General features: G+C 68.1%; 24 protein-coding genes. 15 read left to right on the plus strand and 9 right to left on the minus strand.

Features of this window, described 5'->3' with window-relative positions; translation table 11 throughout:
- The first annotated feature begins 221 nt into the window (after nucleotides 1-221).
- The 4 genes from eat to AAF430_10270 are packed head-to-tail and all read left to right on the plus strand — an operon-like array spanning nucleotide 222 to nucleotide 4,769.
- Nucleotides 222-1,772, plus strand: a complete 1,551-nt coding sequence (gene eat / locus AAF430_10255; protein MEM7410603.1) for an ethanolamine permease — start codon at nucleotides 222-224, stop codon at nucleotides 1,770-1,772.
- A gap of 9 nt (nucleotides 1,773-1,781) precedes the next feature.
- Nucleotides 1,782-3,098: a M18 family aminopeptidase gene (locus AAF430_10260; protein ID MEM7410604.1), complete on the plus strand. Its 1,317-nt coding sequence runs from the start codon at nucleotides 1,782-1,784 to the stop codon at nucleotides 3,096-3,098.
- Between the two features lie 24 nt (nucleotides 3,099-3,122).
- Nucleotides 3,123-4,226 carry an AI-2E family transporter gene (locus AAF430_10265; GenBank protein MEM7410605.1) on the plus strand — a complete coding sequence of 368 codons (1,104 nt, stop codon included), beginning with the start codon at nucleotides 3,123-3,125 and terminating at the stop codon, nucleotides 4,224-4,226.
- A 54-nt stretch (nucleotides 4,227-4,280) separates the two neighbouring features.
- The gene (locus AAF430_10270) at nucleotides 4,281-4,769 is read left to right on the plus strand and encodes a hypothetical protein (protein ID MEM7410606.1); all 489 of its coding nucleotides are present in this window, start codon (nucleotides 4,281-4,283) and stop codon (nucleotides 4,767-4,769) included.
- Between the two features lie 107 nt (nucleotides 4,770-4,876).
- Here AAF430_10270 and AAF430_10275 read toward each other — a convergent pair whose 3' ends face one another.
- Nucleotides 4,877-6,502 (minus strand): acyl-CoA dehydrogenase family protein, encoded by a 1,626-nt coding sequence (locus AAF430_10275; GenBank protein MEM7410607.1) that lies wholly within the window; start codon nucleotides 6,500-6,502, stop codon nucleotides 4,877-4,879.
- Between the two features lie 249 nt (nucleotides 6,503-6,751).
- On the opposite strand from AAF430_10275, the gene AAF430_10280 reads away from it, so the two are divergent.
- Complete coding sequence (locus AAF430_10280) at nucleotides 6,752-7,174, plus strand: cupredoxin domain-containing protein (protein MEM7410608.1); 423 nt, start codon at nucleotides 6,752-6,754, stop codon at nucleotides 7,172-7,174.
- A gap of 25 nt (nucleotides 7,175-7,199) precedes the next feature.
- On the opposite strand, the gene AAF430_10285 is transcribed toward AAF430_10280, so the two are convergent.
- The 3 genes from AAF430_10285 to AAF430_10295 form a co-directional block, all read right to left on the minus strand.
- Nucleotides 7,200-7,955, minus strand: a complete 756-nt coding sequence (locus AAF430_10285; GenBank protein MEM7410609.1) for an inositol monophosphatase family protein — start codon at nucleotides 7,953-7,955, stop codon at nucleotides 7,200-7,202.
- A gap of 69 nt (nucleotides 7,956-8,024) precedes the next feature.
- The gene (locus tag AAF430_10290) at nucleotides 8,025-8,942 is read right to left on the minus strand and encodes a hypothetical protein (GenBank protein ID MEM7410610.1); all 918 of its coding nucleotides are present in this window, start codon (nucleotides 8,940-8,942) and stop codon (nucleotides 8,025-8,027) included.
- A gap of 9 nt (nucleotides 8,943-8,951) precedes the next feature.
- Entirely contained in the window at nucleotides 8,952-9,791 is an 840-nt protein-coding gene (locus AAF430_10295) for a hypothetical protein (GenBank protein MEM7410611.1), read from the minus strand.
- A gap of 186 nt (nucleotides 9,792-9,977) precedes the next feature.
- On the opposite strand from AAF430_10295, the gene AAF430_10300 reads away from it, so the two are divergent.
- A complete protein-coding gene (locus AAF430_10300) occupies nucleotides 9,978-10,784 on the plus strand; it encodes an alpha/beta fold hydrolase (GenBank protein MEM7410612.1) in 807 nt (268 codons plus the stop codon).
- On the opposite strand, the gene AAF430_10305 is transcribed toward AAF430_10300, so the two are convergent.
- Nucleotides 10,781-11,098, minus strand: coding sequence for a DUF971 domain-containing protein (locus AAF430_10305; GenBank protein ID MEM7410613.1), 318 nt, complete (start codon nucleotides 11,096-11,098; stop codon nucleotides 10,781-10,783). The genes AAF430_10300 and AAF430_10305 overlap by 4 nt on opposite strands.
- Before the next feature lie 112 nt (nucleotides 11,099-11,210).
- On the opposite strand from AAF430_10305, the gene npdG reads away from it, so the two are divergent.
- From npdG to sppA, 3 genes are all read left to right on the plus strand, one after another.
- On the plus strand, nucleotides 11,211-11,885 hold the full coding sequence (gene npdG / locus AAF430_10310; protein MEM7410614.1) for an NADPH-dependent F420 reductase: 675 nt from the start codon (nucleotides 11,211-11,213) through the stop codon (nucleotides 11,883-11,885).
- Between the two features lie 774 nt (nucleotides 11,886-12,659).
- The gene (locus tag AAF430_10315; GenBank protein MEM7410615.1) at nucleotides 12,660-15,443 is read left to right on the plus strand and encodes a vitamin B12-dependent ribonucleotide reductase; all 2,784 of its coding nucleotides are present in this window, start codon (nucleotides 12,660-12,662) and stop codon (nucleotides 15,441-15,443) included.
- Nucleotides 15,444-15,628: 185 nt separating this feature from the next.
- Nucleotides 15,629-16,612 carry a signal peptide peptidase SppA gene (gene sppA, locus AAF430_10320; GenBank protein ID MEM7410616.1) on the plus strand — a complete coding sequence of 328 codons (984 nt, stop codon included), beginning with the start codon at nucleotides 15,629-15,631 and terminating at the stop codon, nucleotides 16,610-16,612.
- On the opposite strand, the gene AAF430_10325 is transcribed toward sppA, so the two are convergent.
- Complete coding sequence (locus AAF430_10325; GenBank protein MEM7410617.1) at nucleotides 16,606-16,935, minus strand: hypothetical protein; 330 nt, start codon at nucleotides 16,933-16,935, stop codon at nucleotides 16,606-16,608. The genes sppA and AAF430_10325 overlap by 7 nt on opposite strands.
- Before the next feature lie 191 nt (nucleotides 16,936-17,126).
- Nucleotides 17,127-18,824, minus strand: a complete 1,698-nt coding sequence (locus AAF430_10330; GenBank protein ID MEM7410618.1) for an electron transfer flavoprotein-ubiquinone oxidoreductase — start codon at nucleotides 18,822-18,824, stop codon at nucleotides 17,127-17,129.
- A gap of 188 nt (nucleotides 18,825-19,012) precedes the next feature.
- On the opposite strand from AAF430_10330, the gene AAF430_10335 reads away from it, so the two are divergent.
- The gene (locus AAF430_10335) at nucleotides 19,013-19,954 is read left to right on the plus strand and encodes a hypothetical protein (GenBank protein ID MEM7410619.1); all 942 of its coding nucleotides are present in this window, start codon (nucleotides 19,013-19,015) and stop codon (nucleotides 19,952-19,954) included.
- 7 nt (nucleotides 19,955-19,961) lie between these two features.
- Here AAF430_10335 and AAF430_10340 read toward each other — a convergent pair whose 3' ends face one another.
- Both AAF430_10340 and AAF430_10345 read right to left on the minus strand, forming a co-directional pair.
- On the minus strand, nucleotides 19,962-20,738 hold the full coding sequence (locus AAF430_10340) for a prolipoprotein diacylglyceryl transferase (protein ID MEM7410620.1): 777 nt from the start codon (nucleotides 20,736-20,738) through the stop codon (nucleotides 19,962-19,964).
- A gap of 67 nt (nucleotides 20,739-20,805) precedes the next feature.
- A complete protein-coding gene (locus tag AAF430_10345; GenBank protein ID MEM7410621.1) occupies nucleotides 20,806-22,248 on the minus strand; it encodes an ATP-binding protein in 1,443 nt (480 codons plus the stop codon).
- A gap of 499 nt (nucleotides 22,249-22,747) precedes the next feature.
- On the opposite strand from AAF430_10345, the gene AAF430_10350 reads away from it, so the two are divergent.
- The 5 genes from AAF430_10350 to AAF430_10370 all read left to right on the plus strand — a co-directional run bounded on the left by AAF430_10350 (nucleotide 22,748) and on the right by AAF430_10370 (nucleotide 26,192).
- On the plus strand, nucleotides 22,748-23,281 hold the full coding sequence (locus tag AAF430_10350) for a transglycosylase SLT domain-containing protein (GenBank protein MEM7410622.1): 534 nt from the start codon (nucleotides 22,748-22,750) through the stop codon (nucleotides 23,279-23,281).
- Nucleotides 23,282-23,294: 13 nt separating this feature from the next.
- Nucleotides 23,295-24,152 (plus strand): lysophospholipase, encoded by an 858-nt coding sequence (locus AAF430_10355; GenBank protein MEM7410623.1) that lies wholly within the window; start codon nucleotides 23,295-23,297, stop codon nucleotides 24,150-24,152.
- Entirely contained in the window at nucleotides 24,149-24,664 is a 516-nt protein-coding gene (gene moaC, locus AAF430_10360) for a cyclic pyranopterin monophosphate synthase MoaC (GenBank protein MEM7410624.1), read from the plus strand. The genes AAF430_10355 and moaC overlap by 4 nt, the downstream gene beginning before the upstream one ends.
- Nucleotides 24,665-24,756: 92 nt before the next feature.
- Complete coding sequence (locus AAF430_10365; GenBank protein ID MEM7410625.1) at nucleotides 24,757-25,404, plus strand: sigma-70 family RNA polymerase sigma factor; 648 nt, start codon at nucleotides 24,757-24,759, stop codon at nucleotides 25,402-25,404.
- Nucleotides 25,401-26,192 carry a hypothetical protein gene (locus tag AAF430_10370; GenBank protein ID MEM7410626.1) on the plus strand — a complete coding sequence of 264 codons (792 nt, stop codon included), beginning with the start codon at nucleotides 25,401-25,403 and terminating at the stop codon, nucleotides 26,190-26,192. Before AAF430_10365 ends, AAF430_10370 begins: the two co-directional genes overlap by 4 nt.
- Nucleotides 26,193-26,197: the final 5 nt, after the last annotated feature.

Genomic DNA, 26,197 nt, shown 5'->3' on the forward strand with positions numbered 1-26,197 from the left:
CTTCGGGGCCGGGGCGCCGGGGGGCGCGTCCGGGAGCTTCTGAGATTGCGCGGGGGCGTCGTCCAAGATCTCTTCCAGCAGATCGGTGTCTTCCAACGGATCGGGTCGCGGCGCGCGAACGGTACCGCGCGAAGCCGCGAGTGTCTGACGCCGAGGTGAGGTCCCGGGTTCCACATCGGCGGAGTCCCGCCTCGACTCCAGGTCGGCCCGGCGCGGCCCGGGTGCAGGGGGGCCTGGCCCGCGTGGCCTGCCCAACGCACACTCGGTCGCGAGGGGAGGGGGTTCTGGCGGAAGAGCCGGACAGGGGCACGGGTGGGGTTTCCTACCGACCGGTCGAAGCGGACTACTTCGCCGACCGGGGACTGCGACGCTTCGCCGGCGCCGGTTCGCTGTGGGCGCTCGGAGTCGGTGCTGTCATTTCCGGTGACTTCTTCGGCTGGAACTTCGGCCTGGAGGCCGGTGGCTTCGGTGGCCTGCTGATCGCGACCGCGATCGTCACCGTCCTGTTTACGGGTCTCTGCTTCAGCATCGCCGAGATGACGGCGGCGCTGCCCCACACCGGCGGCGCCTATTCCTTTGCACGCTCGGCGATGGGTCCTTGGGGCGCCTATGTCACCGGCCTCGCCGAGAACATGGAGTACGTCCTCACGCCGGCCGTCATCGTCGTCGGCATCGGCGGCTACCTGGGGGCAATCACGGGAACCCCCGCCGAGGCGGCTCCGCTCTGGTGGCTCGCGACCTACGTCGCCTTCGTCGGCTTGAACGTCGTCGGAGTCGAGGCCAGCCTACGCTTCACGGTGTTCATCACCTTGGTCGCCCTCGCGATCCTCGTGGTGTTCTACATCGGCGCGATCCCCCACCTCGACATCGCGACCCACGCGCTCGCCCGGGGCGATCGGCCCTGGCTTCCGAATGGCTGGGCCGGCGTGTTCGCCGCCCTGCCCTTCGCGATCTGGTTCTACCTCGCGATCGAGGAACTGCCGCTCGCGGCGGAAGAGGCGCATGCCCCCGAACGCGACCTGCCGCGCGGAATTCTGCTCGGACTCGCCACGCTCGTCGTCTGCGCCTTCCTGACCCTGATCCTGTCGGCGGGGATCGCGCCCGGCAGCGCGGCGCTGGGCAAGAGCGACGAACCCCTGTTCGACAGCCTGCGCACGATCTTCGGCGACGGACTCGGCGCTCGGGGGCTCGCGCTGGTCGCCGTGGCTGGCCTGGTCGCGAGTTTCCACACGATCGTGTTCGCCTACGGTCGGCAGATCTTCTCGCTGTCGCGCGCGGGCTACTTCCCGCGCTGGCTCTCGAAGACGGGCCGACGCCAGACGCCCCACCGCGCTCTCTGGGTGGGGGCGGCGATCGGGTACGCCGTCGCGGCCACCGTCCACACCCTCGGACCGGAGCATCCCGTGGGAGCGGTCCTGTTGAACCTCGCCGTGTTCGGTGCGGTGCTCTCCTACACCTTCCAGATGACGTCCTACATCCTGTTGCGACGTCGCTTCCCGGACATCGAGCGGCCCTATCGAAGCCCCTTCGGCGTGCCGGGTGCGGTCGCGGCGCTGGTGATCTCGCTGGTCACGCTGGTCGCGCTGTTCGTGAGCGACCCCGTGTACCAGCGCGTCGCGATCGGCGCGGCCGTCTGGTACGCCCTTGGTCTGGTGTACTTCGCCGTGTACGGACGCCACCGTCTGGTGCTGTCTCCCGAAGAAGCGTTCGCCATGGATCTCGGCGCAGGTGCGCCCGAGGCCCGCGATGCTGAGCCGACCCCGGACCCGTAGAATCGCGCCATGACCGATCCCGTCGCCGACCTGCTCTCGTTTCTCGATCGATCACCCACGCCGTACCACGCGGTGGCCGAATGCGTGGCCCGGCTCGAACGTGCGGGCTTCCGCGCCCTGGATGCCGGGGCACGCTGGAAACTCGACGCCGGTGACAAACGCTACTGCGTGCGCGGCGACGGGAGCCTGGTCGCTTTCGAGATCGGCCAGGCGCCGGTCGCCGACGCGGGCTTCCGCTGGATCGGCGCACACACCGACTCCCCCAACCTGCGCGTGAAGCCCCTGCCCGACGCGAGCGCCCATGGCTACCAGCGCGTGGCGGTCGAGACCTACGGCGGCGTGCTGCTCCACACCTGGCTGGACCGCGACCTGTCCTTGGCCGGCCGCGTGACCCTGCGCGGAGCCAACGGCCCGACCACGGTGCTCGTCGACTTCGCGCGCCCGTTGCTGCGCGTCCCGAACCTCGCGATCCATCTCTACCGGGAGATCCGCACCGACGGGCTGAAGCTCAACGCCCAGACCCACGGGATCCCGGTGCTGGGGCTCGAGGATGCGCCGGCGCTCCCGGAGCTCCTGCTCCAGGAGCTCCGAGCCCAGGACCTTGCGCCGAAGTCCGTCGCGGCATCGGACCTCCTCGGCTTCGACCTGATGGCCTACGACACGCAACCGGCTTGTGTGTCGGGAGCCCGCGGCGAGTTCGTCCAGGCCGCGCGTCTCGACAACCTGGCGTCGTGTCACTCTGCGGTGTCGGCGTTGCTCGACGCGGGCGCCGCCGGCCCGAGTCGCGTCCACCGCGGCTTCGTGCTCTACGACCACGAAGAGGTCGGCAGCCGCAGCGCCCAGGGCGCCGGCGGGCCGCTACTCGCGGAAACGCTGGAGCGCATCGCGGGGGGCACGAAGGACGCGGCGCCCGACAGCCTCGCCCGCGCGCTCACCCGCAGCGTGCTCGTCTCGGCGGACATGGCCCACGCCCTCCACCCCAACTACGCCGATCGCCACGAGCCGGGGCACCAGCCGCGGATCGGAGCGGGACCGGTCATCAAGATCAATGCCAACCAGTCCTACGCGAGCGACGCCGTCACCGGCGGGTTGTTCGCCGACCTCTGTCAGCAGGCCGGCCTCGAGCCCCAGTACTTCGTCGCCCGCAACGACATGGGCTGCGGTTCGACGATCGGACCGATCTCGGCCGCGCGCGTCGGCATGCCGACGGTGGACGTCGGCAACCCGATGCTCTCGATGCACTCCTGCCGGGAGATGGCGGGCAGCGCCGACGTCGCTCCGATGATCGACGTGCTGACCCGCTTCCTCGCGCCCGGCGATGGCTGACCTCGGGACGGAGGGAACACGACCGTGAACGACGAAGGCGGCGACCGGGCTTTCATCGAACGCAGTCTGCGCATCGCCATCATCGGCGTGGTCGTGTTGGCGATCGTGGTGGGCACGCTCTGGGTGCTCAAAGGAGCCCTCACGCCCCTCGTCGCGGCCTGGGTCATCGCGTACCTCTTCGATCCGCTGATCGACCGCTTCGAGGCGCGCGGCGTGCCGCGCGGTGTCGCGATCCTGCTGCTGCTGGTCCTGGTGGGAGGTTCGCTATTCGGCGTCGCCTTCGTGTTGATACCGGCGATGCAGCGCGACATCGCGACCTTGTCGGCGAGCCTGCCGGGCTACCTCGAGACCGCGGTCCAGACGCTCGGGCCCCGCCTCCAGGAACAGTTCGGGATCACCCTGCCCCGCTCGGTGCAGGACGCGATCACGTGGCTCCAGGCGGGCGAGTTCCAGATCCCGCTCGAAGCGACCCGGGAGCTCCTGCAGCAGGTGGTCCGCGGGGTGACGGGCACCGTCGGCGCGCTGGTGTCATTGCTGATCATTCCGGTGCTCGCCTACTACCTGCTCGTCGAGTTCGATCGGATCCGACTCGCGGTGCTCGACCTGGTACCCCGCAGCTACCAGGACAGCGTCGCCACCCAGGCGGCGCGGGTCGACGCGCTCGTGTCCGGGTTCATTCGAGGCCAGCTCACCGTCTGCCTCGTGTTGGGCGTCCTCTACGCCGTCGGATTCGCTGCGATCGGCGTCGATCTGGCGATCGTCATCGGGGTAGCGAGTGGGCTCCTTGCGATCATTCCCTACGTCGGCGGCGCACTCGCGTTGATCAGCGCCGCGGGGATGGCCCTGCTGGAGTTCGGTCTCGACGTCCACGTCGCGCTGGTGGCGGCCTGGTACTTCGTGGTGCAGGGGCTCGAAGGGTTCGTGCTGACCCCGCGGATCGTGGGCGGAAGCCTCGGCATGCACCCGGTCACGGTGATCGTCGCCCTCCTGATCGGAGGCGACCTGCTCGGCTTCCTCGGTCTGCTGATCGCGGTTCCGTTCGCCGCCGTGGTGCAGGTCTTCCTGCAGGACCTCGTCGCCATGTACCGCCGCTCCACGCTCTACGACGACGCGCCGGGAGGGGCTTAGGCGCCCAGCAGCGGCTGGCGACGCCACCCGGGGCCTACGCTAGCTTCGCGCGCGATGTCGGAACCCGAGCACGATCAACAGTCTCTCGAAGCGAAACAGCGCGACGCCGACGCAGCGTCCGGTGACGAAGAGGACGACGACGAAGTCTCGAGCCCCTTCGACCACCCGGCGTTCCTACCGGTGCTCTTGTGGGGCGCGTCGGTCTGGTTCGGCTACGACGGCTGGTTCAGCGAGACGATCGAAGCGGTGAACTTCAATCGCTACGGCTTCTTCTTCCTGGTCGGGTTTGCGATCTACTTCACGGTCTCCGAGACGATGCGCATCCCGTTCCTGCTGCCCGGGCTCTGGGCGGTGTTCGCACTCTGGCTGACCGGGTTCACGCTCTTCGGCGCCGAAGACGCCTGGTGGCGTGAGGACTCGGACGACCTGCTCACCTCGGCGTCCTTCAATCGGATGGGCGCCATCGGCTGCGCGATCCTGGCCGCCTACTTCGCGTTCAGCGAATGGCGCAGCGGCGGCGGGGACGACGAAGCCCCCGCCTAGTTTTTTGACCGACGCGACGCGCGGTCCCTCTGACCGCACGAAGACGCGCTGGTCTTCTGGCCGCACGCAGCGCGCGGTTCGCGTGAGCGCGCGCTGCTGATCCGCGTCTAGGCGGCGAGCAGGTTGCGTCCGATCACCTTGAGCTCGAGGGTCGCCTTCACGCCCTCGAAGATCGGCAGCACCTGGGCGTCCACCACGTAGCGGCTGATCGGGTACTCCTCGGCATAGCCCCAACCGCCGTGCAGCAGCTGGCCGAGCTGGGTGAGTTCGACGGCCATGTCGCAGGCGAGCAGCTTCGCCTGAGCCGCGAAGGGAGCCGCAGCGCGCTCGTCCTCGTCCATGGCGGCGGCCGCGGCGTAGGTGATCGCGCGGGAAGGCGCGAGCATCGCCGTCATGCGGCCGAGGTTGTACTGGGTGAGACCGTACTCGGAGATGGGATTGCCGAACTGGACGCGGTCGACGACGTACTCGGCGGTCTTCTCGAGGGCCGCCTGGGCGAGACCGCAGGCGCGACCGCCGGTCTGGAGGCGGCCGGCGGTGAAGCCTGCCATCTGCAGGTAGAAGCCGCGGCCGAGGCCCTTCTCCCCACCCACGAGGTTGGCACCCGGCACCACGTAGTCCTCGAAGTTCAGCGTGAACGAGTGCATGCCCCGATAGCCGGGGGTCGCATCCGCCTTGCCCACCAGCTTGCCGCCGCCGGGCTGCACCATCTCGAAGGCGTGTCCGTCGAAGCGGTCCTTCGGCGCGATGAAGAGCGAGAGCCCCTTCGCTCCCTTCGACATGTCGGCGTCGGTGCGGCACAGCACCGCCAGCACGTCGGCACGACCGGCGAAGGTGCACCAGGCCTTCGGCCCGTTGATCACCCAGTCGTCGCCGCGCTTCTCGGCCCGACACTTCACGCCGGCGACGTCGCTGCCGATGTCGGGCTCGGTCACCGAGATGCCGACCATGACCTCGCCGGCCGCGATCTTCGGCAGCCAGTGGGCCTTCTGCTCGTCGGTGCCGCCGCCCTCGAGCGCCTTGGTCAGGATCTCGGGGCGGGTGATCAGCGAGCCCGCAGCCGCGAGGGAGGCCCGCGACAGCTCCTCGGTGGTGAGGATCATCGCGAGGTTGCCCATCTCGGAGCCGCCGTACTGCTCGGGGATGGCCAGCCCGAAGTAGCCGAGCTCCGCCATGTTCGTGATGAAGGACTCGGGCACGAGCTCGTCGTTGCGGTGGATGCGCTCGGCCTCCGGCGCCACCTCGTTCTCGCCGAACTCCCGGACGGCCTCGCGCACCTGGTCGTGAAGCTCATCGAGGGGCCAGTCGTTGCGACCCCGGGTCTCGGCGCAGTGGGCGCCGATCGCCCGGAACACCGACTCGTGGCCGGCCCGGCGCAGCGCCGACCGCGTGTCGCCGGAGAAGGTCTCGTCGAGGACCGCGTCGCCCAGACCGAGGTCGTCGAGCAGGGGCTCGAGGCGCCCGATCAGGCTGCGCGAGAGATCGGCGACGGCCGCCGCACAGGTGATCTCGGCCATGCCGCGCTGACCCGACGCGTCGACGGCGTCCACCAGCTCCGAGGCCGCCCGGGCCTGGGTGGCGGCGTAGGTCACGCTCTCGGTGAGCACCTGGTGGTCGTCGATCCGCTTGCCGCCGTCCGTGATCTCCCGCGCGCGCTCGAGGGAGCGGTCGACGAGATGGTTCGCGGCGTCGCGAAGGAGGTGGGCTTCGGCCAGGGTGGGATGGTCGCTCATGGGTTCCTTCCAGAGAAAGTCAGAGACGGAAACGGCGCGCTTGCGCGCCGGGAAGCACAGTCCGCGAACCGCGGGCGGCGGCGTTTTGGGGCGCCGCAACCAGATGGCCTCGGGGTTCGTGGAGGTTCGGAATCGAGGGGTTTTCGGGCTCGGCCCGAGGAGGCCGCGGCTAGGATAGCGTGGCTCCGGGAAGCGCCGAATCCTTTCGCGCGCATGCAACGCGCCTATCTCAAAAGGAGACCTGTCTCGATGCGTCACCGCAATGGACCGTTCCGCCGTCCGATCCGCTCACTGGGTCTGGTACTCGTCGCCCTCGCCTCGCTCGGCCTCGCCTGCGCTCATGGCGGACACCGCGGCAAGCACGGTTTCACCTCGGAAGTGTCGAAGATCCAGGTGGTCTCCACCCTGGTCGGCGGCAAGAACGTCTTCATTCCGTCGACGATCGTGGTGACCAGCGGTCAGCCCGTGACCCTGTCGATCTACAACACGACCGAGATCCCGCACGGTTTCCGGATCCCGGCCCTCGACATCGCCCATGTGTTGCCGGCGCAGGAGGAGTACGAGATCGAGCTCCCCGCGATGGAGCGCTACCAGGTGCTCGGCATCCAGTGCCATCTGCACACGGCGCACCGCACGGCGACGCTGGTGGTCCTGCCCGCACGCAAGGAGTAGCTCCGGCGGGGCGCAGCGCGCTTCTCTAGAAGTAGGCGAGCAGCTGCTCCACCAGGCCGGGGCTGCCGATCACGAGCCCGCATTTGCCGGGCTGCCCCGGCAGGACCTCGCAGCGCCCGCCCGCCTCGGGGACCAGCAGCCGTGACGGCGCGGCGTCCCACGGGTTGAGGTCCAGGTCGACCATCGCCCCGACGCCGCCGCCCAGCACGAGCGCATGGCCGAAGGCGTCGGTGTAGCCGCGCAGCAGGGGCAGCTCGGTCGCCATGCGCGCGAAGACGTCGGCACGCCCGAAGCGCTCGAAGCAGAACGGGTCTCCGTGCGAGACGATCGCCTGCTGCAGATCCGTCTCGCCCGAGACCCGCGTCGGGCGTCCATTGCGGAGACAACCCTCCCCGCGCACCGCCGTGTAGCGTTCGTCGAGGGCCGGTAGATCGAGTAGAGCGACGACCGGTTCGCCGTCTTCGAGCAGGGCGATCAGCGTGGCGAAGAGCGGGATCCCGCGTGAGTAGGCGATCGTGCCGTCGATCGGGTCGATCACCCAACACGGCCCTTCGCCCTCTCCCTCTACCCCGAACTCTTCGCCGAGGATGCGGTGGTCGGGAAACCCCGCGCGCAGGGTTTCGCGGATCGCCTGCTCGGCGGCGCGGTCCGCTTCGGTCACGGGCGAACCGTCGCCCTTGGTCTCGACTTCGACGCGACGAAAGCGCGAGAGCACCTCGCGGCGCGCGCGATCCGCGGCGGTCGTAGCGGCCGCCAAAGCGTCGTGAAGCGGGAGCGGCACGGGGCGGCAGGATATCGCTCGCACCGCGCCGCCGCCGGGCCGGATTCTCCCCGGACGGAGGCCTGGCGGCTACAACGCCCTTCGACCTCCCACGACCAGCGCAACGCTCAGCACGACCAGCCCGAGGACTCCGAGGCCCGGGACCGAGGAGCTGTTCTGCTGGGCGAGGAACGACTGGGCTTGCGCCATATCCTTGAACTGAAAATTGGTGTCGAGTTCGGATTCCGTGCAGGTCAGGGTTCCCGGCTCGGTCGCTGCCACGCATTGTCGCGAACCGCTACTGCCCGGCGGGAAGTCGAATCGCCTCACGTACTCGACCCCGCTGGTCGAGGTCAGCACCAACGAGCCCGACGGTGTCGTGGTGTAGGTCCCGACCTCGGTCGGCCCGCCACAGCGATCGAGGGAATAGCTTCCCGATCCTGCCGAGTCGAACTCGATGGTCTCGAGCACCCAGGCCGGTCCGCAATCGACCGGATCGAGACGGACGATGTACATCGTGATGTCGACGAGCTCGATGCCCGTGTACGGAATGTACCCGACCCGATCTTCCTGGAAGACCTGAGCCGTTTTCAGATCGTAGAACTCGTAGCTCTCACTGAGCGTGGTGGCGCTGCAGTTGAGCGTGTCCGCTTCGGTGTCCGCGTCGCAGATCTGGTAGCCGTCCCACACCGGGTCGTAGTTGATCCGGCGCAAGTACTCATCGGTGCCAGAGAAAGTGATACGAAGAACGCCCGAGGGAAGCAGCGTGTAGCTCCCGACTTCCGGCGGCCCTCCGTCGCAGGGCCAGAGCGTGTACTGCCCCGGTCCGGGCTCGTCGAACTCGCTGGTTTCGATGACCCAGTCCGGCGAACAGCCTTCTTCGTCGAACCAGACGTTGTAGAACTCTTCGGTCAGCTCTCCGGCCGTGTAGGGGATGTTGGCGAGTGCAGGCGGGGAAACGAGCGAGACGGTCGCAAGCACGACCAGCGTTCGGAGAATTCGCGACAAGATTGCCACCTAGGGTTGAGGGTAGAAAGAAGGCGCGCGGCGGGAGGCAAGAGCCATCAGCAAGCCCACCCCGCAAGCGAAGGACAACGCGAAGCCAGGCTCCGGAACGAAGGAGACGGTGTTCTCGCTCGAGTAGCCGCTGCTGAAGAGGTAGGCCCGGCCACCGCTCGACGTCCTCGGATCGTCCAGCGAGAAGACCTGCACGAACGAGATCGGGAAGTCGTATGCGACGGCGTCCTCGATTCCGGTGGGCGTCCAGGACGTGTCGGTCGCGGGGGCGCCCAGGGGGTCGCCGAAGAACAGGGCCTCATCGACCAGGTCGCCCATCGGCGACTCTTCCACCGAGACGGCGATCGCTTGGACCCACGCCGGCGGGGCGCTCCAACTGAGAGGCGACCCCGAGGCGACCGAGGCCCCAGGCTGGGGTACCGCGACGTTCGGTCGATCGCTGCCCTGCCCTGGTGCGGGGTCCCAGTCGGCGACCGGAACCACGACGGTGTCCATCTCGCCCAGGTCTCCGACGATCTGGAAGGTGAGGCTCCCCAGCGCCGTGAGATCGCCGACCGCCGCGAAGTTCTCGCACGGTTCGCTGGCGATGACCTCGTCGCACTCGAACTGATCGGGATCGGTCTCGACCATCGGGACGTCGATGCCGCCGAACTGGCTCGTCAACTGAACCGACGCGATTCCGGATCCGCGCACCACCGGAGCGAGGAAGTAGTCCGAGAACACGTCGTCGACGTAGGCGGGGCCCGAGGTGATCTGCACATCGTCGATCACGAGCTGAGCCTTCGAGCCGAGAGGCATCACCAACAGCACAGCCGCGAGCCCACGAATCCATCGCTGCATCGGTGGCCCTCCACGTTTCGCCAGCTTTGACGACCGATCGCGAGGCGGTTCTACTCGACTGGGCCCTCGCCTTCAAGCGCGGTTGCGCACCTGTGCAGGGTTTGGCACAGCGATCCAGGGTCGCCGGGGACGGGCCGACCCGGTTGCAGTACGGTCGCGGAAGAGTTCGATGGGGAGAAGCCAACGGTGGAAGCGAACCCCGAGACTCCGAGGCTTCACATCGAAGTCAGAGGCGAAGGGCCGCTCCTGGTCTGGGCCCACGGCTTCGGCGGCAGCGCCCGCAACTTTCGTCCCCAGTGGCGCCGCTTCTCGGAGCGGTTCCGCTGCGTGATCTACGACGCGCGGGGCCACGCCCGCAGTGACGCGCCCCCGAACGCCCACGACTACTCGATTGCTCTGCTCTGCGAAGACCTCGGCCGCGTCCTCGACGCCACCGACCCGGCGCCGGCCTTCGTCGGCGGGCTCTCCCTCGGCGCGGCGACGGCGCTGGCCTTCGCGCGCGCGCGACCCGAGCGCATCCGGGGTCTGATCCTGGCCTCGTACCCCGCGTCGCGGGGCGCCGGACCGGGCGGTTTCTCACGCGTCGCCCGCGCGTTCGCGGACCGCCTCGACGCCGACGGCCTCGAGGCGGCCGGATCCGAATTCGTTTGGGGACCCAGCTCCGGCCTGGACGCCCGCGGCGCCGACCTCGTGCGTCAGGGCTTCCTGGAACACCCGCCCCACGCCATGGCCCACATGCTGCGCGGCGTCGTGCACGCGCTCCCGACGCCGGAAGACCTCGCCGAGGCGCTCCGCGCGAAGCCGCTGCCACTCCCCGTATTGCTGATCGCGGGCGCGGAAGATGCGGGCTCGCTCGCGGCCAGCCGGACCCTCGCAGACGCCCTGCCCAGCGCGGAGCTGGTGGTCGTGCCCGAGGCGGGACACGTGGTCAACCTCCAGGCGCCGGCCGCCTTCGACGCCGCCGTCGAGGCGTTCCTCGCGCGGGAGGGCTAGGAGGCGTCGCCGCCCAGCTCGCGCAGGCGCGCGAAGGGGTAGATCCCGGTCTCGTGGCCGTCGCTCCACGCCACCTGGATCGCGTAGCGACCCACCGGCTGGATCGTGACGGGGTGGATGTCCTCGGGGACCGACGAGACGTCGAGGAGCCCCTCGCCGCTCCACTCGTCGATGCAGCTGGCGCAGCCACAGGCGAGGCGCAGCGCGCGCACCTCGATCTCGCTGAGCACGCCGTCGGACCAGCGGATCGCCAGGGTGCGCGGCCCTTTCTGGGCGATCTCCGTCGGTTGGATGGGTGCGCCCGGCTCGCTCACCCCGCTAGGGTAGGCCCTCTTTCGGCGAGCCCCAGTTCGCCCTTCCCTGCGACGCTCCCGCGCCCTCGGCGCGGCCCCCCAGACGCGCTTCGCGCGAGATCGGAGATGCACGATGTCGAGTTCGGTGGCCATTCTCGGCGGAACCGGAGATCAAGGACTTGGACTGGCCCTGCGCTTCTGCGCCGCGGGAAGGCGCGTCGTGATCGGTTCGCGAAAAGCCGACCGCGCCGTCGAGGCCGCCGAGGAAGTCCGACAGAAGGTGCCCGGAGCCGACGTAGAGGGGCTCGAGAACGGAGACGCCACGGCGAGTTCCGAGATCGTGATCCTGTCGGTGCCTTTCGAGCACACCGCCGGGACGGTGAAGGGCATCAAGGAGCGCCTGTCCCCGGGTCAGATCGTGGTGTCGATGGGCGTCCCGCTGGCCACCTCGGTGGGCGACGCGGCGTCGCGGATGATCGGAGTCTGGCAGGGTTCCTGCGCGGAACTCGTGGCGGCCCTGGTCCCGAAGGGCGTCCACACGGTTTCCGCCTTCCAGAACGTGTCGGCCCACCGGCTCCAGCATCTGCCGGACCCGGTCGAGTGCGACGTCGTCGTCTCCGGCCCCAAGGAGCCGCGCGGCCAGATCATCGAGCTCTGTGGCCTGATTCCCGGGCTCCAGGGGGTCGACGGCGGCCCGCTCTCGAACGCCCGGATCGTGGAATCGATGACCGCCCTGCTGATCGGCATGAACATCCGGTACAAGGTCTCGGACGGGATCGGCGTCCGCTTCACGGGCCTGCCGGACTGAGCCGGGCCAAGCCACGGCGGAGAGGCCATCAACCCTTTGAAATCAAGGGGTTGAGCGCCCTCCCTGCTGTCCGCTTGCGGGTCCGCTTGGAGCCCCGCCCGAACAATGGGGCGAAAAGGCGTGTGTACTCAAGGGCTTGTGTTGTTGACCCTGGATAGCCACCACATTTTGTGGCTTCGTGCTTGACTCACTCAGGCCCCGGGAGTACACAAGTCAGACGGGGATGAGACATGTCCCTCTGACGGCCTGGGGGGGTTCGATAACAGGCGGTCGGCAGGGGGAAGCGAGCGGGTTTCCGGGATGGAGGACCTGGTGCTTGTTCGGGGGCCCTGAGTTTCAGGGCCTCTCTCATCCCCGGTGAATTGAAAGAGAATGAGAGCGGGCGGCCCTTCGACGGCCGCGCACCTCGCCCCCAAACGAGCATCCACCACGGTGCTCCAAAGCACTCAGAACAACGCATCGGACTGGACCGGCCCTTGGGGGGCCTGGATCCGCCGAGTCCACCACCGGAAGTTCGAAAGGGCTTTCGGAACAGGTGTCTTCTGAGCGCGCGAAGCGGCGAGCGTGCGATCGCGTCGAAGCCCACGGTCTCCCCATCTCGGCACTCGCTGAGCAGTCATCCGCGCCAGGGGTCAGCGCCCGAACCGACCCCGCCCCAAATCGTCACACATCGCCGCCACCGACGGGGCGGTGTGCAGCAACTCACTCGTCACGTCTTGCGTGACGACCATCGGACCCATCAACTTCTAGGATCTTCGGGGGGAAGCACGCTTCATGGCTACGCACACCACGGGCGGCAACGGCAAGGATCGAGGCAGCAACGAAGGCGCGCATCTGCGCGCCGTCGGAGCGAAGGGGCGCAAGACGCGTCGCACGCCGAAGGGCGTCTCGATCCAACGCAACTTCACCCGCAAAGGCGAAGACCCGTTCGACGCCGTGGTCTGGGAGCTGCGCAGCGCGAAGATCTCCGGCGAGAACGGCGAGGTCGTCTTCGAACAGAACGACGTCGAGATCCCGAAGGACTGGTCCCAGCTGGCCACGAACGTGGTCGTGTCCAAGTACTTCCGGGGTCACCTCGACACGCCCGAGCGCGAGCGCAGCGTCAAGCAGCTGATCGGACGCGTGGTCGGCAAGATCCGCGAGTGGGGCGACGGCGCGGGCTACTTCGCGACACCGGCCGACTCCCAGGCCTTCTCGGACGAGCTGACCCACATCCTCGTCACCCAGCGGATGGCTTTCAACTCGCCGGTCTGGTTCAACCTCGGCGTCAAGAACACGCCCCAGCAGGCCAGCGCCTGCTTCATCAACTCCGTGGACGACACCATGGAGTCGATCATGGACCTGGCGAAGACCGAGGCCATGCTCTTCAAGGGCGGCTCGGGCGCCGGCTCGAACCTGTCGAAGATCCGCTCGTCGAAGGAGCGCCTGGCTGGCGGTGGCACCGCGTCGGGCCCGGTTTCGTTCATGCGCGGGTTCGACTCCTTCGCGGGCGTCGTGAAGTCGGGGGGGAAGACCCGCCGCGCCGCCAAGATGGTGATCCTGAACGTCGACCACCCCGACATCATGGAGTTCGTCCACTCCAAGGCCGACGAGGAGAAGAAGGCCTGGTCGCTGATCGACTCCGGCTACGACGGCGGCTTCAACGTGCCTGGCGGCGCCTACGACTCGGTGTACTTCCAGAACGCGAACCACTCGGTCCGGGTGACCGACGGCTTCATGCAGGCCACCCAGAACGACGCCGACTGGCAGACGCGCGCGGTCACCACGGGCGAGAGCCTCGAGACGCTGAAGGCGCGCGACGTCATGCGCGAGATGGCCGAAGCCGCACACGTCTGCGGTGATCCCGGCATCCAGTACGACACCACGATCAACCGCTGGAATCCGGTGAAGGCGTCCGGGCGCATCCACTCGAGCAATCCCTGCTCCGAGTACATGTTCCTCGACGACACGGCCTGCAACCTGGCCAGCCTGAACCTGATGAAGTTCGTGGACGAGGGCGGACGGTTCGACGTAGAGGCCTACCGTCACGCCGCCGCGCTCACGATCCTGGCCCAGGAGATCCTGGTCGACCACGCGGACTACCCGACGCAGGCGATCGCGAAGAACAGCCACCTGTTCCGCCCGCTCGGGCTCGGCTACGCCAACCTCGGCGCGCTGCTCATGTCGTTCGGACTGCCCTACGACAGCGACGAGGGCCGCAACCTCGCCGCCGCGCTCACCGCACTGATGTGCGGCCAGGCCTATGCCACGAGTGCCGAGGTCGCCGAGGCGATGGGGCCGTTCCCGCGCTACCGCATGAACCGCAAGCCGTTCCTCGAAGTGATCGGCATGCACAAGGAGGCCGCCGAGGCGATCCCGTCGACGGGTGTCCCGGAAGACCTCATGACCGCGGCTCGCGAGAGCTGGGCAGAAGCCCTCGAGAAGGGAACGAAGCACGGGTACAAGAACGGCCAGGTCACCGTGCTCGCTCCCACCGGCACGATCGCCTTCATGATGGACTGCGACACGACCGGCGTGGAGCCGGACATCGCCCTCGTGAAGTACAAGAAGCTGGTCGGCGGCGGTCTCCTGAAGATCGTGAACGGCACGGTCCCGAGTGCTCTGCGGCACCTCGGCTACTCCGAGGAGCAGATCGTCCGGATCGTCGAGTACGTCGACGAGAACGAGACGATCGAAGGCGCACCCGATCTCGACGAGGCCCACCTCGCCGTCTTCGACTGCGCCTTCCGCGCCGCGAAAGGCACCCGCAGCATCCACTGGATGGGGCACGTGCGCATGATGGGCGCGGTCCAGCCCTTCCTCTCGGGCGCCATCAGCAAGACGGTCAATCTCCCCGAGGACGCCACGGTCGACGACATCGTGCTCGCCTACACCGAAGGCTGGCGCCTCGGCCTGAAGGCGCTGGCGGTGTACCGCGACGGCAGCAAGCGGACCCAGCCGCTCAACGCCGGCAAGGACGTCTCGAGCGAGACCAACGAGGAGACCGCGGCGCGTCCGATCCGGGCGAAGCTCCCCGACGAGCGCGAGGCGCGCACCCACAAGTTCTCGATCGCCGGCCACGAGGGCTACCTCACGGTTGGGCTCTACGAGAACGGCCAGCCGGGTGAGATCTTCCTCCGCATGGCGAAGGAAGGCAGCACGGTCTCGGGGCTGATGGACACCATCGCCACCATGACCTCGATCTCGCTCCAGTACGGCGTGCCGCTCAAGGCACTGGTGGACAAGTTCAGCCATACCCGATTCGAGCCGGCCGGCTTCACCAACAACCGCGAGATTCCGATCGCGAAGTCGGTGATGGACTACGTGTTCCGCTACCTGGGCAACCGCTTCCTGCAGGAGCCGGCCATGGCCGACGAGCAGGACAACCTGACCGCGGATGGCCTCGAAGCCCCGGCTCCCGAGAAGGTGGCTGCGGTCGCCGGTGGGTCGGGGGTTGAGCCCAGCTCCTTCGTGAACCAGGCGGACGCGCCGAGCTGCAGCGATTGCGGCTCGATCATGATCCGCAACGGCGCTTGCTACAAGTGCCCGAACTGCGGCGGCACCAGCGGCTGCAGCTGATCGAGCGAGATTCGAGACGTCTCGACCAAGGGGGGTGAGAGACGTCGGGAGGGGCGGGAGCCGCGTGCGGCTCCCGCCCTCTTCGTTTGTGGCTTCGCCGACCGATTGGAACGCGAGCCCCGTCGGCTTCCGGGAAGCGCGCCGCTACCATCCGCATTCCAGGACCGCTTTCGGGAGGAACCGTCATGTCGCTCGCCCTGCGCCTCGCCACTCTCTGCCTCGCCTTTGGCGCCGTGATCGGCGCCTCGGGTTGCATCACCATCAACCTCCCGAGTGGACGCGTCGAACCGCTGGTCGAGACGACGGTCGACGGCAGCGGCGACGCGAAGATCCTGTTGCTCGAGATCGACGGCGTCATCCGGGACGCGCCCGAAGTCTCCCAGCTCTTCGGTACGGTCACCGAGGGGATGGTCAGTCGGGTGCGCGACGAGCTCGATGCCGCCCGCGAGGACGACAACGTGCGCGCGGTGGTCCTGCGCATCAACAGCCCGGGCGGCACGGTCACCGGCAGCGACATCCTCTACCGGGAGATCCTGCGCTTCAAACAGGAAGAGGAGGTGCCGGTGGTAGCCCAGATGATGGGCATGGCGACCTCCGGCGGCTACTACGTTGCGATGGCTGCCGACCGCGTGCGGGCCGAGCGCACGACGGTCACCGGGTCGATCGGTGTGATCTTCTCGGGTCTGAACCTCACCGGTCTCATGAAGAAGGTCGGCGTCGAGGACCAGACGGTCACGAGCGGCGACTTCAAGGACACGGGCTCGATGTTGCGACCCATGCGGAAGGACGAGCGCGTCCAGCTGCAATCCGTGATCGACGATCTCTACGGGCGCTTCCTCGAAGTGGTTGCCGCGGGACGCGAGGACCTCACCGAGGAGCAGATCGCAGCACTCGCCGACGGGCGCATCTACAGCGCATCACAGGCGCTCGAAGCCGGTCTCATCGACGAGATCGGTTCCGTCGACGGCGCCGTCGCAATCGCCCGCAGCCTGGCCGGGGTGCCCAACGCCAAGGTCGTCACCTATCACCGACCGAGCGAGCACACGAGCAACTTCTACACGCGGCCGGCCGAGCGTACGCGCGAGCTACCGAGCCTCTGGCCCGATGGCATGGCGCTGCGCGGCCCGGCGTTCCTCTACCTGTGGGCGCCGGCCGTGGGGCTTCAGTAGTCCCAGCGTCCGTCCCGGTAGCGGAAGAGCGCGGCCCGCGGCGACGCGTGGGTCACGCTGCACGTGTCCGCGCTGGCGTCCCGACAGCGGTATACCCACTCGCGGTAGTGGACGACGCCCACGTAGGGCGCCTCGTCGACGCCGGTCGGACGCAGCTCGGTCTCGAACCCCGGCGCCACCAATCGGTAGGTCGCGGTCACGTGTCCCGTCGCGTCGGCGCGCAGCTGCGGTGCGCTACGGGATGCGTCCGCGCGCTGGCTCGCCCCGGTGTACCAGTCGTGGGCGGTCTGGGCGAAACGCGCCTCGGCCAGCCCCCGTTCCACGGCACGCAGATAGCGAGCGCGATCTTCGGTGTCCGGGCTCGCGCTCGCGGACGAAGCCACAACGAATAGGCCGCAGAGGGCAGCGGTGAAGCGCATGCCCTGACGTTTCGGCCGGGCCGAGCCGACGCTTGAACCGCGTGCGCGCGTGGAGCAGAGTGCGCTGGGGCGGGACCGAAGCCCCGCCCCGCGTCTCACATCTGGGTGTAGTCCGGGCCCTCACCACCCTCGGGCGGCGTCCAGGTGATCACCTGGTAGGGATCTGCGATGTCGCAGGTCTTGCAATGGACGCAGTTCTCGTGGTGGATGAAGAGCTTCTGCTTTCCGGGACGCTCCGTGTCGTCGACCATCTCGTAGACGGCCGCCGGACAGAAGTTCTCACACGGGTTCCCGTACTCCTCGGCACAGACGTCACGGCAGAGGTCGGTGTCCGCCACCACCAGGTGCGACGGCTGATCCGCTTCGTGGGCGGTGCCACTGAAGCCGACCAGGTGCTCCTTCGTGAAGGTCAACTTCCCATCGAACTCGAAGTCTTCCTTCTGGCGCTTCTCCTTCGGGAGCTCCGCCAGCTTCTTCATGTGGAGGTGGCCCGCTTCCGTGGAGAGGTTGTCCTCCATGCCACGGCCACCGGTGATCATGCGAAGCGGCTCGTTCAAGAAGAAGTAGAAGAGGCCGCGCTCGTTGCTGCCGGTGAAGTTCCGGGCCTGGTAGTGCTCGTCGTAGGCCCAGCTCGTGCGGTAGCGCTCGGTCATGCCGCCCAGGGTCTTCGCGGTGAAGTCCTGTGCAGCCAGTGCATCGACCACCGTCTCGGCGGCCATCATGCCCGTCTTCATCGCCATGTGAATGCCGGCGAGATTCTGGGCATTGCACATGCTGGCCGAGTCACCGACGAGCAGCGCGCCGTCGTGGTAGAGCTTCGGCTGGGCGTAGAGTCCACCCGTCGGAATCGTCTTCGCGCCGTAGCGCACCAGCTCGGCATCCTCGAGCAACCATTTCATCCACGGATTCGTCTTGAAGCGCTGGGCCTCGAGATGCGGATCACAGAAGGGGTTCGTGGAGTCGAGCTGGGTCACGAAGCCGTACGAGATCAGGTCGTCCTGCATGTCGTAGAGCCACATACCGTGGAACCCGTCGAGGATCTTCGGGAAGCTCATCCCGTGCACGACCCGACCGGGCTTGTGCTTCTCGGGATTGATCCGCCAGATCTCCTTGATGCCGGTCTCGAAGGTCTGGGGGTTGGGGCCGTGCAAGTCGAAGCGCTCGATGAGCTGCTTCGAGAGCGTGCCGCGCACGCCCTCGCCGAGCACCGTCACCTTCGCGAAGATGTCCATGCCCGGCTGGAAGGTGCCCTTCGGCTTGCCGTCCTTGTCGACGCCCATGTCGCCGGTGCGCACACCGACCACGCGATCGCCCTCGATGAGGAGCTTGTCCCCGGCGAAGCCCGGATAGATCTCGACGCCGGCGGTCTCGGCGCGCTCGGCCATCCACTTCGCGACCTTGTTCAGGGAGACGATGTGGTAGCCCTTCTTGCGGAAGTTCGGGGGCGTCGCGAACTGGGGCGCTGCGAGCTTCCCCTTCGGGTGGAAGATCCAGAAGCCCGCGTAGTTGCACACGTGCTCGGTGGGGAACCCCTGGTCCTCGAAGTCCGGGATCAACTCGCGGATCGCCTTGGGGTTCATCACCCCGCCCGAGAGCATGTGGTCGCCGATGTTGGCGCTCTTCTCGAGCACCAGGACGGTGGGCGGCTCGATGGGCAGCTTGCCGTTCTTCTCGGCGTTCTGGTTCCAGGCCTCGACCTGGTTCATCAAATGGATCGCCGACGCCAGCGTGGCGGGACCTGCCCCGACGTAAAGGACGTCGACCTCCATGCTCTCGCGCTCGATCTGAGTCATGGGGTCCTCACTATGTATGGGGGGCCGGTGGGACGCCGACCCGTCGATCGAACATAGGGGACCCCCCCGGGCGCGGCCATCGAGGCGCGGACTCTCAGTCACTCCGCAAGGCCGCCTGACGACTGGGGAATCGGGCGTCACGCGAACGTGTGGGCCCGGTGCGGGGCCACCCATATACTGGACGCGGAATGCGCTCCAAGAACCGGATCGTCGAGATCCTGCGCGACTTCTTCGAGGTCCACCGACTCGTCGACGAGCTCGCGCGGCGCCACGACAGCGTCGGGTTGCGCTTTCCCGAGCTCGCAGTGCTGATCGGCGACGACGAGTCGAGCGTGCTGTTCCGACTCAAGGAGCGCAGCCACGCGTTCTTCCGGGAACCCGGCGAGGACCGGCGGCCCTCCCACCGGGAGGCGCTCTTCGACCTTGCGGTCGGATCGCTCTTCCACGAGGCGATGAAGCTCCGCGAGAACCTCTATCAGCGTGAAGTCTATGGGCCTCGGGTTCGCGCGCTGCACTCGGACGCCGGCGAGGACAGCAAGGCGCTGTTCGAGGAGTTCGAGAAGATGCTCGAGACGGTCGGGGAGCGGCTGGACGAGGGCGTCCAGGAACTTCAGGACCTCGTCGCGCGCACCTCGGACCAGCTGCGCATGCTCGTCGTCGAGTCCTCGAACGAGGTCGCTGCGCGTTTCCTCTGCGAACGCCCCGATCGCGTGCTCGCGGTCTTCGGCACCTCCCTCGATGACGTGCTCTCTCAGATGTTCGGAGACCCCGCCCACGGGTTGATGGTGGCGGGACGCTCCTACCTCGAGGCCGGTGCCTTCGAGCGGGCGGCCCAGGTCTTCACCCGAGCGCTCGACGAACCCGACCCGCCCGCGGAAGTCTCGGGCCTGTGCGATTACGCCGAGGGCATGGCCGCCTACTTGTCTCGCGACTACGCGAAGAGCGTGGCGCGCCTGACAGCGTGGGCGGCGGGCGGTCCCCCGGATGCGCGCTGGGTCCCTCTCGCGCGCGATGCCGTCGCGAGCCTGTCTCAACTCGCCTTCGGCGAGGACCGTGATCGCGTCGTCAGCGCCGCCCAGGCGCTGGCCGACCGGCTCGGCGAAGACACACGCCGCGCGGGCGCTGGTTGACGCGGACCTAGGAAGAGGTCGCGACCGAACGCGTCGCGAGGGACGGATCCTCGGCGACGCGGCTCCGGAAGTACAGCCAAGACGAAGCGCCCGCGATCATCAGGAAGATCCCGACGATCTGGGGTTCGGTGAGACCGAGCAGCACTTCCTCGTTGACGCGCAGCTCCTCGATGAAGAGCCGACCGAGCCCGTTCGCCGCGATGTACTCGCCGAACAGGAAAGGACTCTTGTCCCGCCGTTTCCAAAGCACGGCGGCGACAGGCATGAGCCACAGGATCTCGTAGATCTGCGTGGGATGGACGTAGTCCAGGGTGGGGGGCGCGCCCTGGGGGAAGGTGACGGCCCAGGGAACGTCCGTGACCTTGCCGTAGTCGTCTCCGACGAGAAAACACCCGACACGACCGAGGGACTGCCCGACGGCGACCGCAGGCGCCACGCAGTCCATCAATTGCTTCACGGAGACACCGTGGATGCGGCATCCGATCGCGCCAATGACCGTGCCGAGGATCAGCCCGCCGTACCACGTAATGCCATCGCGAGCGAAGAGAAGATCGGTGAAGGGCCTTCCTTCGCGAAAGTGCACGTCGATCGCGAAATACAGCTTCGAGCCGAGGATGCCCCCGAGCATCACGTAGACGAGCAGGGTCGTGGCGAGATCGGGGTCGAGACCGATCTCCTCCATGCGACGCGCCGTGATCCACGAGCCGACCAAGAAGGCCGTCGCCATCATCAGACCGAATGTGCTGATGGTGAAGTCGCCGATCGAGAACAGGACCGGATACATGCCACCTCCCCGGCGCGCGAGGCTACGGGAAGCCCCTGAGCCGGGCAAGGCAAGCAGGGAGCTGCGGCTAGGGCGCGCTCGCTTGGGGAGTCGGGAAGCTCACGTGGAAACGAGCGCCCTTTCCCGAGTCGCTCTCCACCCAGACCCGGCCACCGCGCTTCTCGGCGATCTTCTTCACGATCGCGAGCCCCATCCCCGTTCCGTGTCGGGCGGAGCGCTTCCCGAGGCTCTGGAAGATCTCGAAGATGCGTCCGTGATCCGCGGGGTCGATGCCACGGCCGTTGTCCGAGACCACGATCTCGTGACCGCTCTCGTTCGAGTCGACGCGAACCTCGATCCGCGGATGCGCCATCGGTCCCATGTGCTCCACGGCGTTCCCGATCAGGTTCGAGAAGACCTGGTAGAGACGCGGGCGTTCGCAGTGGACGCGCAGCTCGGAACTCTCGGGCACCACCAGCTCGATGCCGGCCTCCTCGAGGCGCGGTGCCAGCGCGGAAGCGACTTCCGCGATCACCCGACTCGGGTCGACGGGGATCGGTTCGACCTCGGGCTCGCTGATCCGCGCGAGCTCGAGCAGGTCGTGGATCAGCGACTCCATGCTGCGCGCGGCCGTTTCGATGCGATCGACGAAGTGTCGCCCGGTGTCGTCGAGCACGGACTCATAGTCCTGCCGGAGCAGCCGCGAGAACCCGAGCAGGCTCACGAGCGGCGAACGCAGGTCGTGTGCCAGCCCACCGATGCAGTGCTCCAGCTCATCGTGGGCGCGCTGGAGGTCGACGGAGTCGGCCTGGCCGGGACGGCGCAGCAGGAGAGCCAGGTGACCGTCCGACAGCGGACGCACCGTCGCCTCCAGGGTGGCCTGTTCGCCCGAGGCGCCGCGCAGCTCGAGCGACGCGCTCTCGACGCACGTCGGCCCGGTGAGCAGGGACGTCAGCGATTCGAGATCTTGCACCCCCTGCGCGAGCAGGGTGGTCACGGGGCGCGCCAGGATCTGCTCTGCCTCGACCTCGAGGAGACGGCAGGCGGCGGCGTTCGCCCGGCGAACGAAGCCCGCCGCGTCGATCGCGAGCAGGGCCTCGGGGACGAGTTCGACGATCTCGGCGTCCAGGCCGCTCTCGACCTTCGCGGTGCTCTCGGTCGCGATGACGAAGAGCAGATCACCGGCTTCGGAATCGATGCGCACCAGATCGAGGTCGACGTCGATCGGGCGGCCGTCGGAGGCGCGCAGCTCGAGCGGGACCGATTCGAGATGACTCCGGCCGCGCAGGCTGGAGCGCAGCGGGAACACCTGTTCGGGCCGCGGCAGACGCGACAGAAAGGAACGTGCATCGACGCCGGGGCGGAAGTCGTCCAGGCCATCGAGATCCGACAATCCTTCACTCACCCACAGCACGCGCCGCTGTTCATCGATCACGAGGATCCAGGGATGGATCCGGCTGAGCGCCTCGAGCAACCGGTCGGCCGGTATGCCTTCGAGACGGGTATTGAAGGCGAAGGTCGGGGAATCCATGGGTGAGGGAAATCCTTGGGAGCCGTGGAGGCTTCGACTTTCGCGACGCGTCGGCGTCGTCCTGCTCGCGTTGCCCGTGCTTTCTTCAAGACTCCGGTGCGTTCGTTGCCCTTGGGACGTTTTCGTGCCCACTGAACGGGCCCATGGCGACGAACGGCTTGGCGATCAGGCGGGTGCCCCCGGTCAGATTCCCAGGGGCGATTCGGGCTCCATGACGCATGACGGACGCAAACAACGGCGACCCATTGGGTCCCATCCCCATCGAACCGCAAGCAGCCTATCACCCGCTCCAAAGAGGGGTCAACGCGACTCGAATGCGACTTGCGCACCCGCGGGAAAATCGCCGCCACAGCCACTTGAAACGCTCGGTTGCCGCTCCTCAATGGAGCTTCCGAGTTTCGGGTTTGGTCCGCCCAGCGATCGAACGATACTCTCGGGTGCGGTGAATCACGCTCTTGGGGTGAGGCGGCTCGTCTCGTCCACCCCTGGGGGACCCCCTGTGAGACGCGCGCACATCCTGTTCTTGGCGGTACTCGCCTTGGGCCTCGTGGTCCGGGGCGAGCCTCACATGGCGGGCGGCGATTCGGCCGAGCGACCCGCCGTGGAGCAGGCCGTCGACTCGATCGACATGGTGCTCGGGTCGGCGAATCCGCATCTGGCTCCGAGTGAACGGCGTCGGATCGCGCGCGCGGTGATTCGCAGCAGCGAGCGTCACAGCCTCGATCCGCAGCTCGTCACGGCAATCATTCTGGTCGAGAGCAGCGCCCGCCCCTGGGCCCTCTCGAAGAGTGGCGCCGTCGGACTCATGCAGGTGATGCCGCACATGGCCGCCCTGCTCGACCTCGGCGGCAACCTGACGACCATCGAGAACAACATCGAAGCCGGCTGCTGGATTCTGGCCGACAACATCCGTCGGCTCGGCGAGGACGACGGGATCTCCGCCTACTTCTGGGGTTCGGACATTCGCGGCGTGGCCTACCTGGATCGCGTACGCGCCGCCCGCGCCACCGTCCAGCGACTCGCCCGCTCCTGAAGTCGACACGACCTTGAGTACACCGCTTCGCCGCTACGAGCTCTCGGTTCAGGGCATCGCGGCGCGCTCTCTCTATCGACGGGGTTGGCTCCCGCGCGCACCGCGCGCCGCTGTCCTGCTCGCGCATGGCCTGGCCGAGCACAGCGGCCGCTATGAGCACGTGGGGACCTGGCTCGCCGAGCGCGGCATCGCGGTCCATGCGCTGGACCACGTCGGACATGGACGCTCGAGTGGTCCCCGCTGCCACGTCGATCGTTTCGAGATGTTCCTCGACGACTACGGGTTCGTGCTGGACGCCCTTCGCAAGGAGTCTCCCGAACTCCCGTTCTTTCTACTCGGGCACAGCATGGGCGGTCTGATCGTCTCCGCCTTCGTCTGCGAGCGCGGTCCAGAAGTCAGCGGCGTCGCGCTGTCCGGCCCCCCGCTCGCGATCGCCGAAGGTGCGCTGCGCCGAAAAATGAGCTTCGCCCGCCTGCTCCGGATGGTCGCGCCGAAGCTCCGGATCGCCGCAGGCCTACCAGAAGACGGCCTGGCCACCGACCCCGCGGTGCGAGAGGCCTACGACGCCGACCCGCTGGTCGAGCACAAGCTGACGGTCTCGCTCGCGTGCGAACTGGGTGCGTGGGTCGAACACACCCACGATCGCGGCGCCGAAGTGACGGCTCCGCTACTCATCCAACACGGCGCTGACGACCCGATCTGCGACGTCCGTGGAGGCCAGGCCTTCGCGAAGGCGGCCCCGCGCGGGGGACACCGCAGCTACGCGGGGCTGCGTCACGAGATCTTCAACGAGCCGAGCTACCAGGAAGTCCTTTCCGACTTGCTCGAGTGGATCGAAGGGCGACTCCAGGGAGAGCCGGTTTCCTCATGAGCGAATTGAGCCATCTCGACGCCCAGGGCCGCGCACACATGGTCGACGTCGGTGCGAAGCCGGTCACGCAACGCGAGTGCGTGGCCGCGGGTGCCGTCCGCATGGCGCCGGACACCCTCGCCAAGATCTCGGAAGGCGGGATCGCCAAGGGCGACGTGCTGGCGACGGCTCGGCTCGGGGCCATCCAGGCGGCGAAGCGCACCTCGGATTGGATCCCGCTCTGCCACCCGCTCCCCCTGGACGCGCTCGAGATCGAGTTGACTCCCGATCCCGCCCACTCCCGGGTCCGGATCGAGGCCACCGCGCGGGCCGAAGCCAAGACCGGCGTCGAGATGGAGGCTCTGGTCGCCGTCTCGGCGGCTGGGCTCGTGATCTACGACATGTGCAAGGGCGTCGACCGCGGGATGGTGATCGAGGCCGTGCATCTCGTCCGCAAGCACGGCGGAAAGAGTGGTGTTTGGGAGCGACAGGGCGACCCCCTGGAATCCCCGACGGGGCCCTCCACCAGGTGAGCTCGGGCAAGGACCCCCAGCCGGGCCGAGTTTCCCCCGAATCCGGGGAACTTGCCCCGCCGGAGCGGGGTCCCACTTCGGGCATGCACTCCATGAGCGCCCAACTCGCCGAGGCCCCGGCCTTCCCGGAGAACCCGCCCACCCCGTTCCAGGCGTCCGACGATCCGGACGCCGAACTGGTAGCGCGCTGGCAGGCGGGAGAATCGCTGGCCTTCGACCAGCTGGTCCGCCGCCACGAGAAGAGCGTCTTCCGCCTGCTCTTCCGCATGCTCGGCAACCGCGAGGAGGCCGAAGACGCAGCCCAAGAGGCGTTCCTCAGCCTGCACCGGCACGGCCACCGCTTTCGGCGCGAAGCGCGGTTTTCCACGTTCCTCTACCGGGTCGCCGCCAACGCGGCCCTGAACCGTCGGCGCAGCCTCGGTCGGGCCCGCGCCAGGGAACGCGAACTCGCGCTGCGGCAGGCCACGGGAGCGCACCTCCCGGTGGCACCTCGCGACCCGGAAGACGCGGCCCACGGCTCCGAGATCCAGCAGCGGGTACAGGAAGCGTTGCTCGAACTCCCCGAGGAGCTCCGTGTAGCGGTCGTGCTCTACGACATCGAAGGCCAGTCCTACAAAGTCATCGCTGAAATCCTCGGTGTCCCGGAAGGCACCGTGAAGTCCCGGATCCATCGCGCGCGCCACGGTCTGCGCGAGATCCTCGCCTCGGAACTCAAGACGGCCCAAGGAGACTTGCCGTGACCGACCCCCGCGATCCCCACGCCCCGGAACTACCGCCGCTCGAGCCCTGGGCGCGCGGCCTCGACGACCCCTCCCAGGATCCGCAGGTGGAACGCGAGCTCCGCGAGGTGGTCGCGCTGTTACGCGACCTGCCCGACCCCGAACCGCCGACCGGTCTCGCGACGCGCGTCCTCGCGGAAGTGGCCGAGCAACGCGACCGACCGCCGCTCTGGCTGCGCGGCTGGGAAGCCGTCACCCGCTGGATGACCCCACCCGTGGCGCTCGCTGCGACGGCCGCCGCGGTCGGGCTGATGGTGATCCCGTCTCTTCCCTCGTTCCTTCCGACGCTTCCCACTGCCGACTCTGGGGACGGCACCCTGGTGCTCGACGAGCACCACGTCTCTCCGAGGGCAGTCGCCGGCGGCGCCGAGTCGAGCTTGCGCACGGCTCCGACTCGGCGTCGCTCGGCGACGATCATCCGCCCACAGTTCGTGTCGATGCTCGCGCATGCACCCGCATCGGGGAACACGCGACCGCGCGTTTCGCGGGACACGCTGGGAGACGTCTTCGATCGACGCCTCGATCGCCAGCTCAATCAGTTGATGCTGGACCCGGCGGGCTTCGTCTCTCGCCTGGAACGCGTGACCGAACACGAGCGCTTCGTCGCGCGACTGGCAGAGCGCGCCGCCGAACGCGGCGACGCCACGGAGATCGCGCTGCGCGTTCGAGAGCTGCGCCACCCGTTGGCCAGCCTGATCGTCAATCGCATGCTACGCGCCACCCTCGTCGCCAGCGTCTCGCCCCGCTAGCGCGT

It is taken from the genome of Myxococcota bacterium, from assembly GCA_039030075.1.
Classification (GTDB): Bacteria; Myxococcota_A; UBA9160; order UBA9160; family SMWR01; genus JAHEJV01.

Coding starts and splice junctions, on each gene's coding strand:
- moaC (MEM7410624.1), top strand. CDS start 24,149: ATGAGCGAATTGAGCCATCTCGACGCCCAGGGCCGCGCACACATGGTC.
- AAF430_10345 (MEM7410621.1), bottom strand. CDS start 22,248: ATGGATTCCCCGACCTTCGCCTTCAATACCCGTCTCGAAGGCATACCG.
- AAF430_10275 (MEM7410607.1), bottom strand. CDS start 6,502: ATGAGCGACCATCCCACCCTGGCCGAAGCCCACCTCCTTCGCGACGCC.
- AAF430_10280 (MEM7410608.1), top strand. CDS start 6,752: ATGCGTCACCGCAATGGACCGTTCCGCCGTCCGATCCGCTCACTGGGT.
- AAF430_10365 (MEM7410625.1), top strand. CDS start 24,757: ATGAGCGCCCAACTCGCCGAGGCCCCGGCCTTCCCGGAGAACCCGCCC.
- AAF430_10295 (MEM7410611.1), bottom strand. CDS start 9,791: ATGCAGCGATGGATTCGTGGGCTCGCGGCTGTGCTGTTGGTGATGCCT.
- AAF430_10270 (MEM7410606.1), top strand. CDS start 4,281: ATGTCGGAACCCGAGCACGATCAACAGTCTCTCGAAGCGAAACAGCGC.
- AAF430_10330 (MEM7410618.1), bottom strand. CDS start 18,824: ATGACTCAGATCGAGCGCGAGAGCATGGAGGTCGACGTCCTTTACGTC.
- AAF430_10335 (MEM7410619.1), top strand. CDS start 19,013: ATGCGCTCCAAGAACCGGATCGTCGAGATCCTGCGCGACTTCTTCGAG.
- AAF430_10315 (MEM7410615.1), top strand. CDS start 12,660: ATGGCTACGCACACCACGGGCGGCAACGGCAAGGATCGAGGCAGCAAC.
- AAF430_10260 (MEM7410604.1), top strand. CDS start 1,782: ATGACCGATCCCGTCGCCGACCTGCTCTCGTTTCTCGATCGATCACCC.
- sppA (MEM7410616.1), top strand. CDS start 15,629: ATGTCGCTCGCCCTGCGCCTCGCCACTCTCTGCCTCGCCTTTGGCGCC.
- AAF430_10340 (MEM7410620.1), bottom strand. CDS start 20,738: ATGTATCCGGTCCTGTTCTCGATCGGCGACTTCACCATCAGCACATTC.
- npdG (MEM7410614.1), top strand. CDS start 11,211: ATGTCGAGTTCGGTGGCCATTCTCGGCGGAACCGGAGATCAAGGACTT.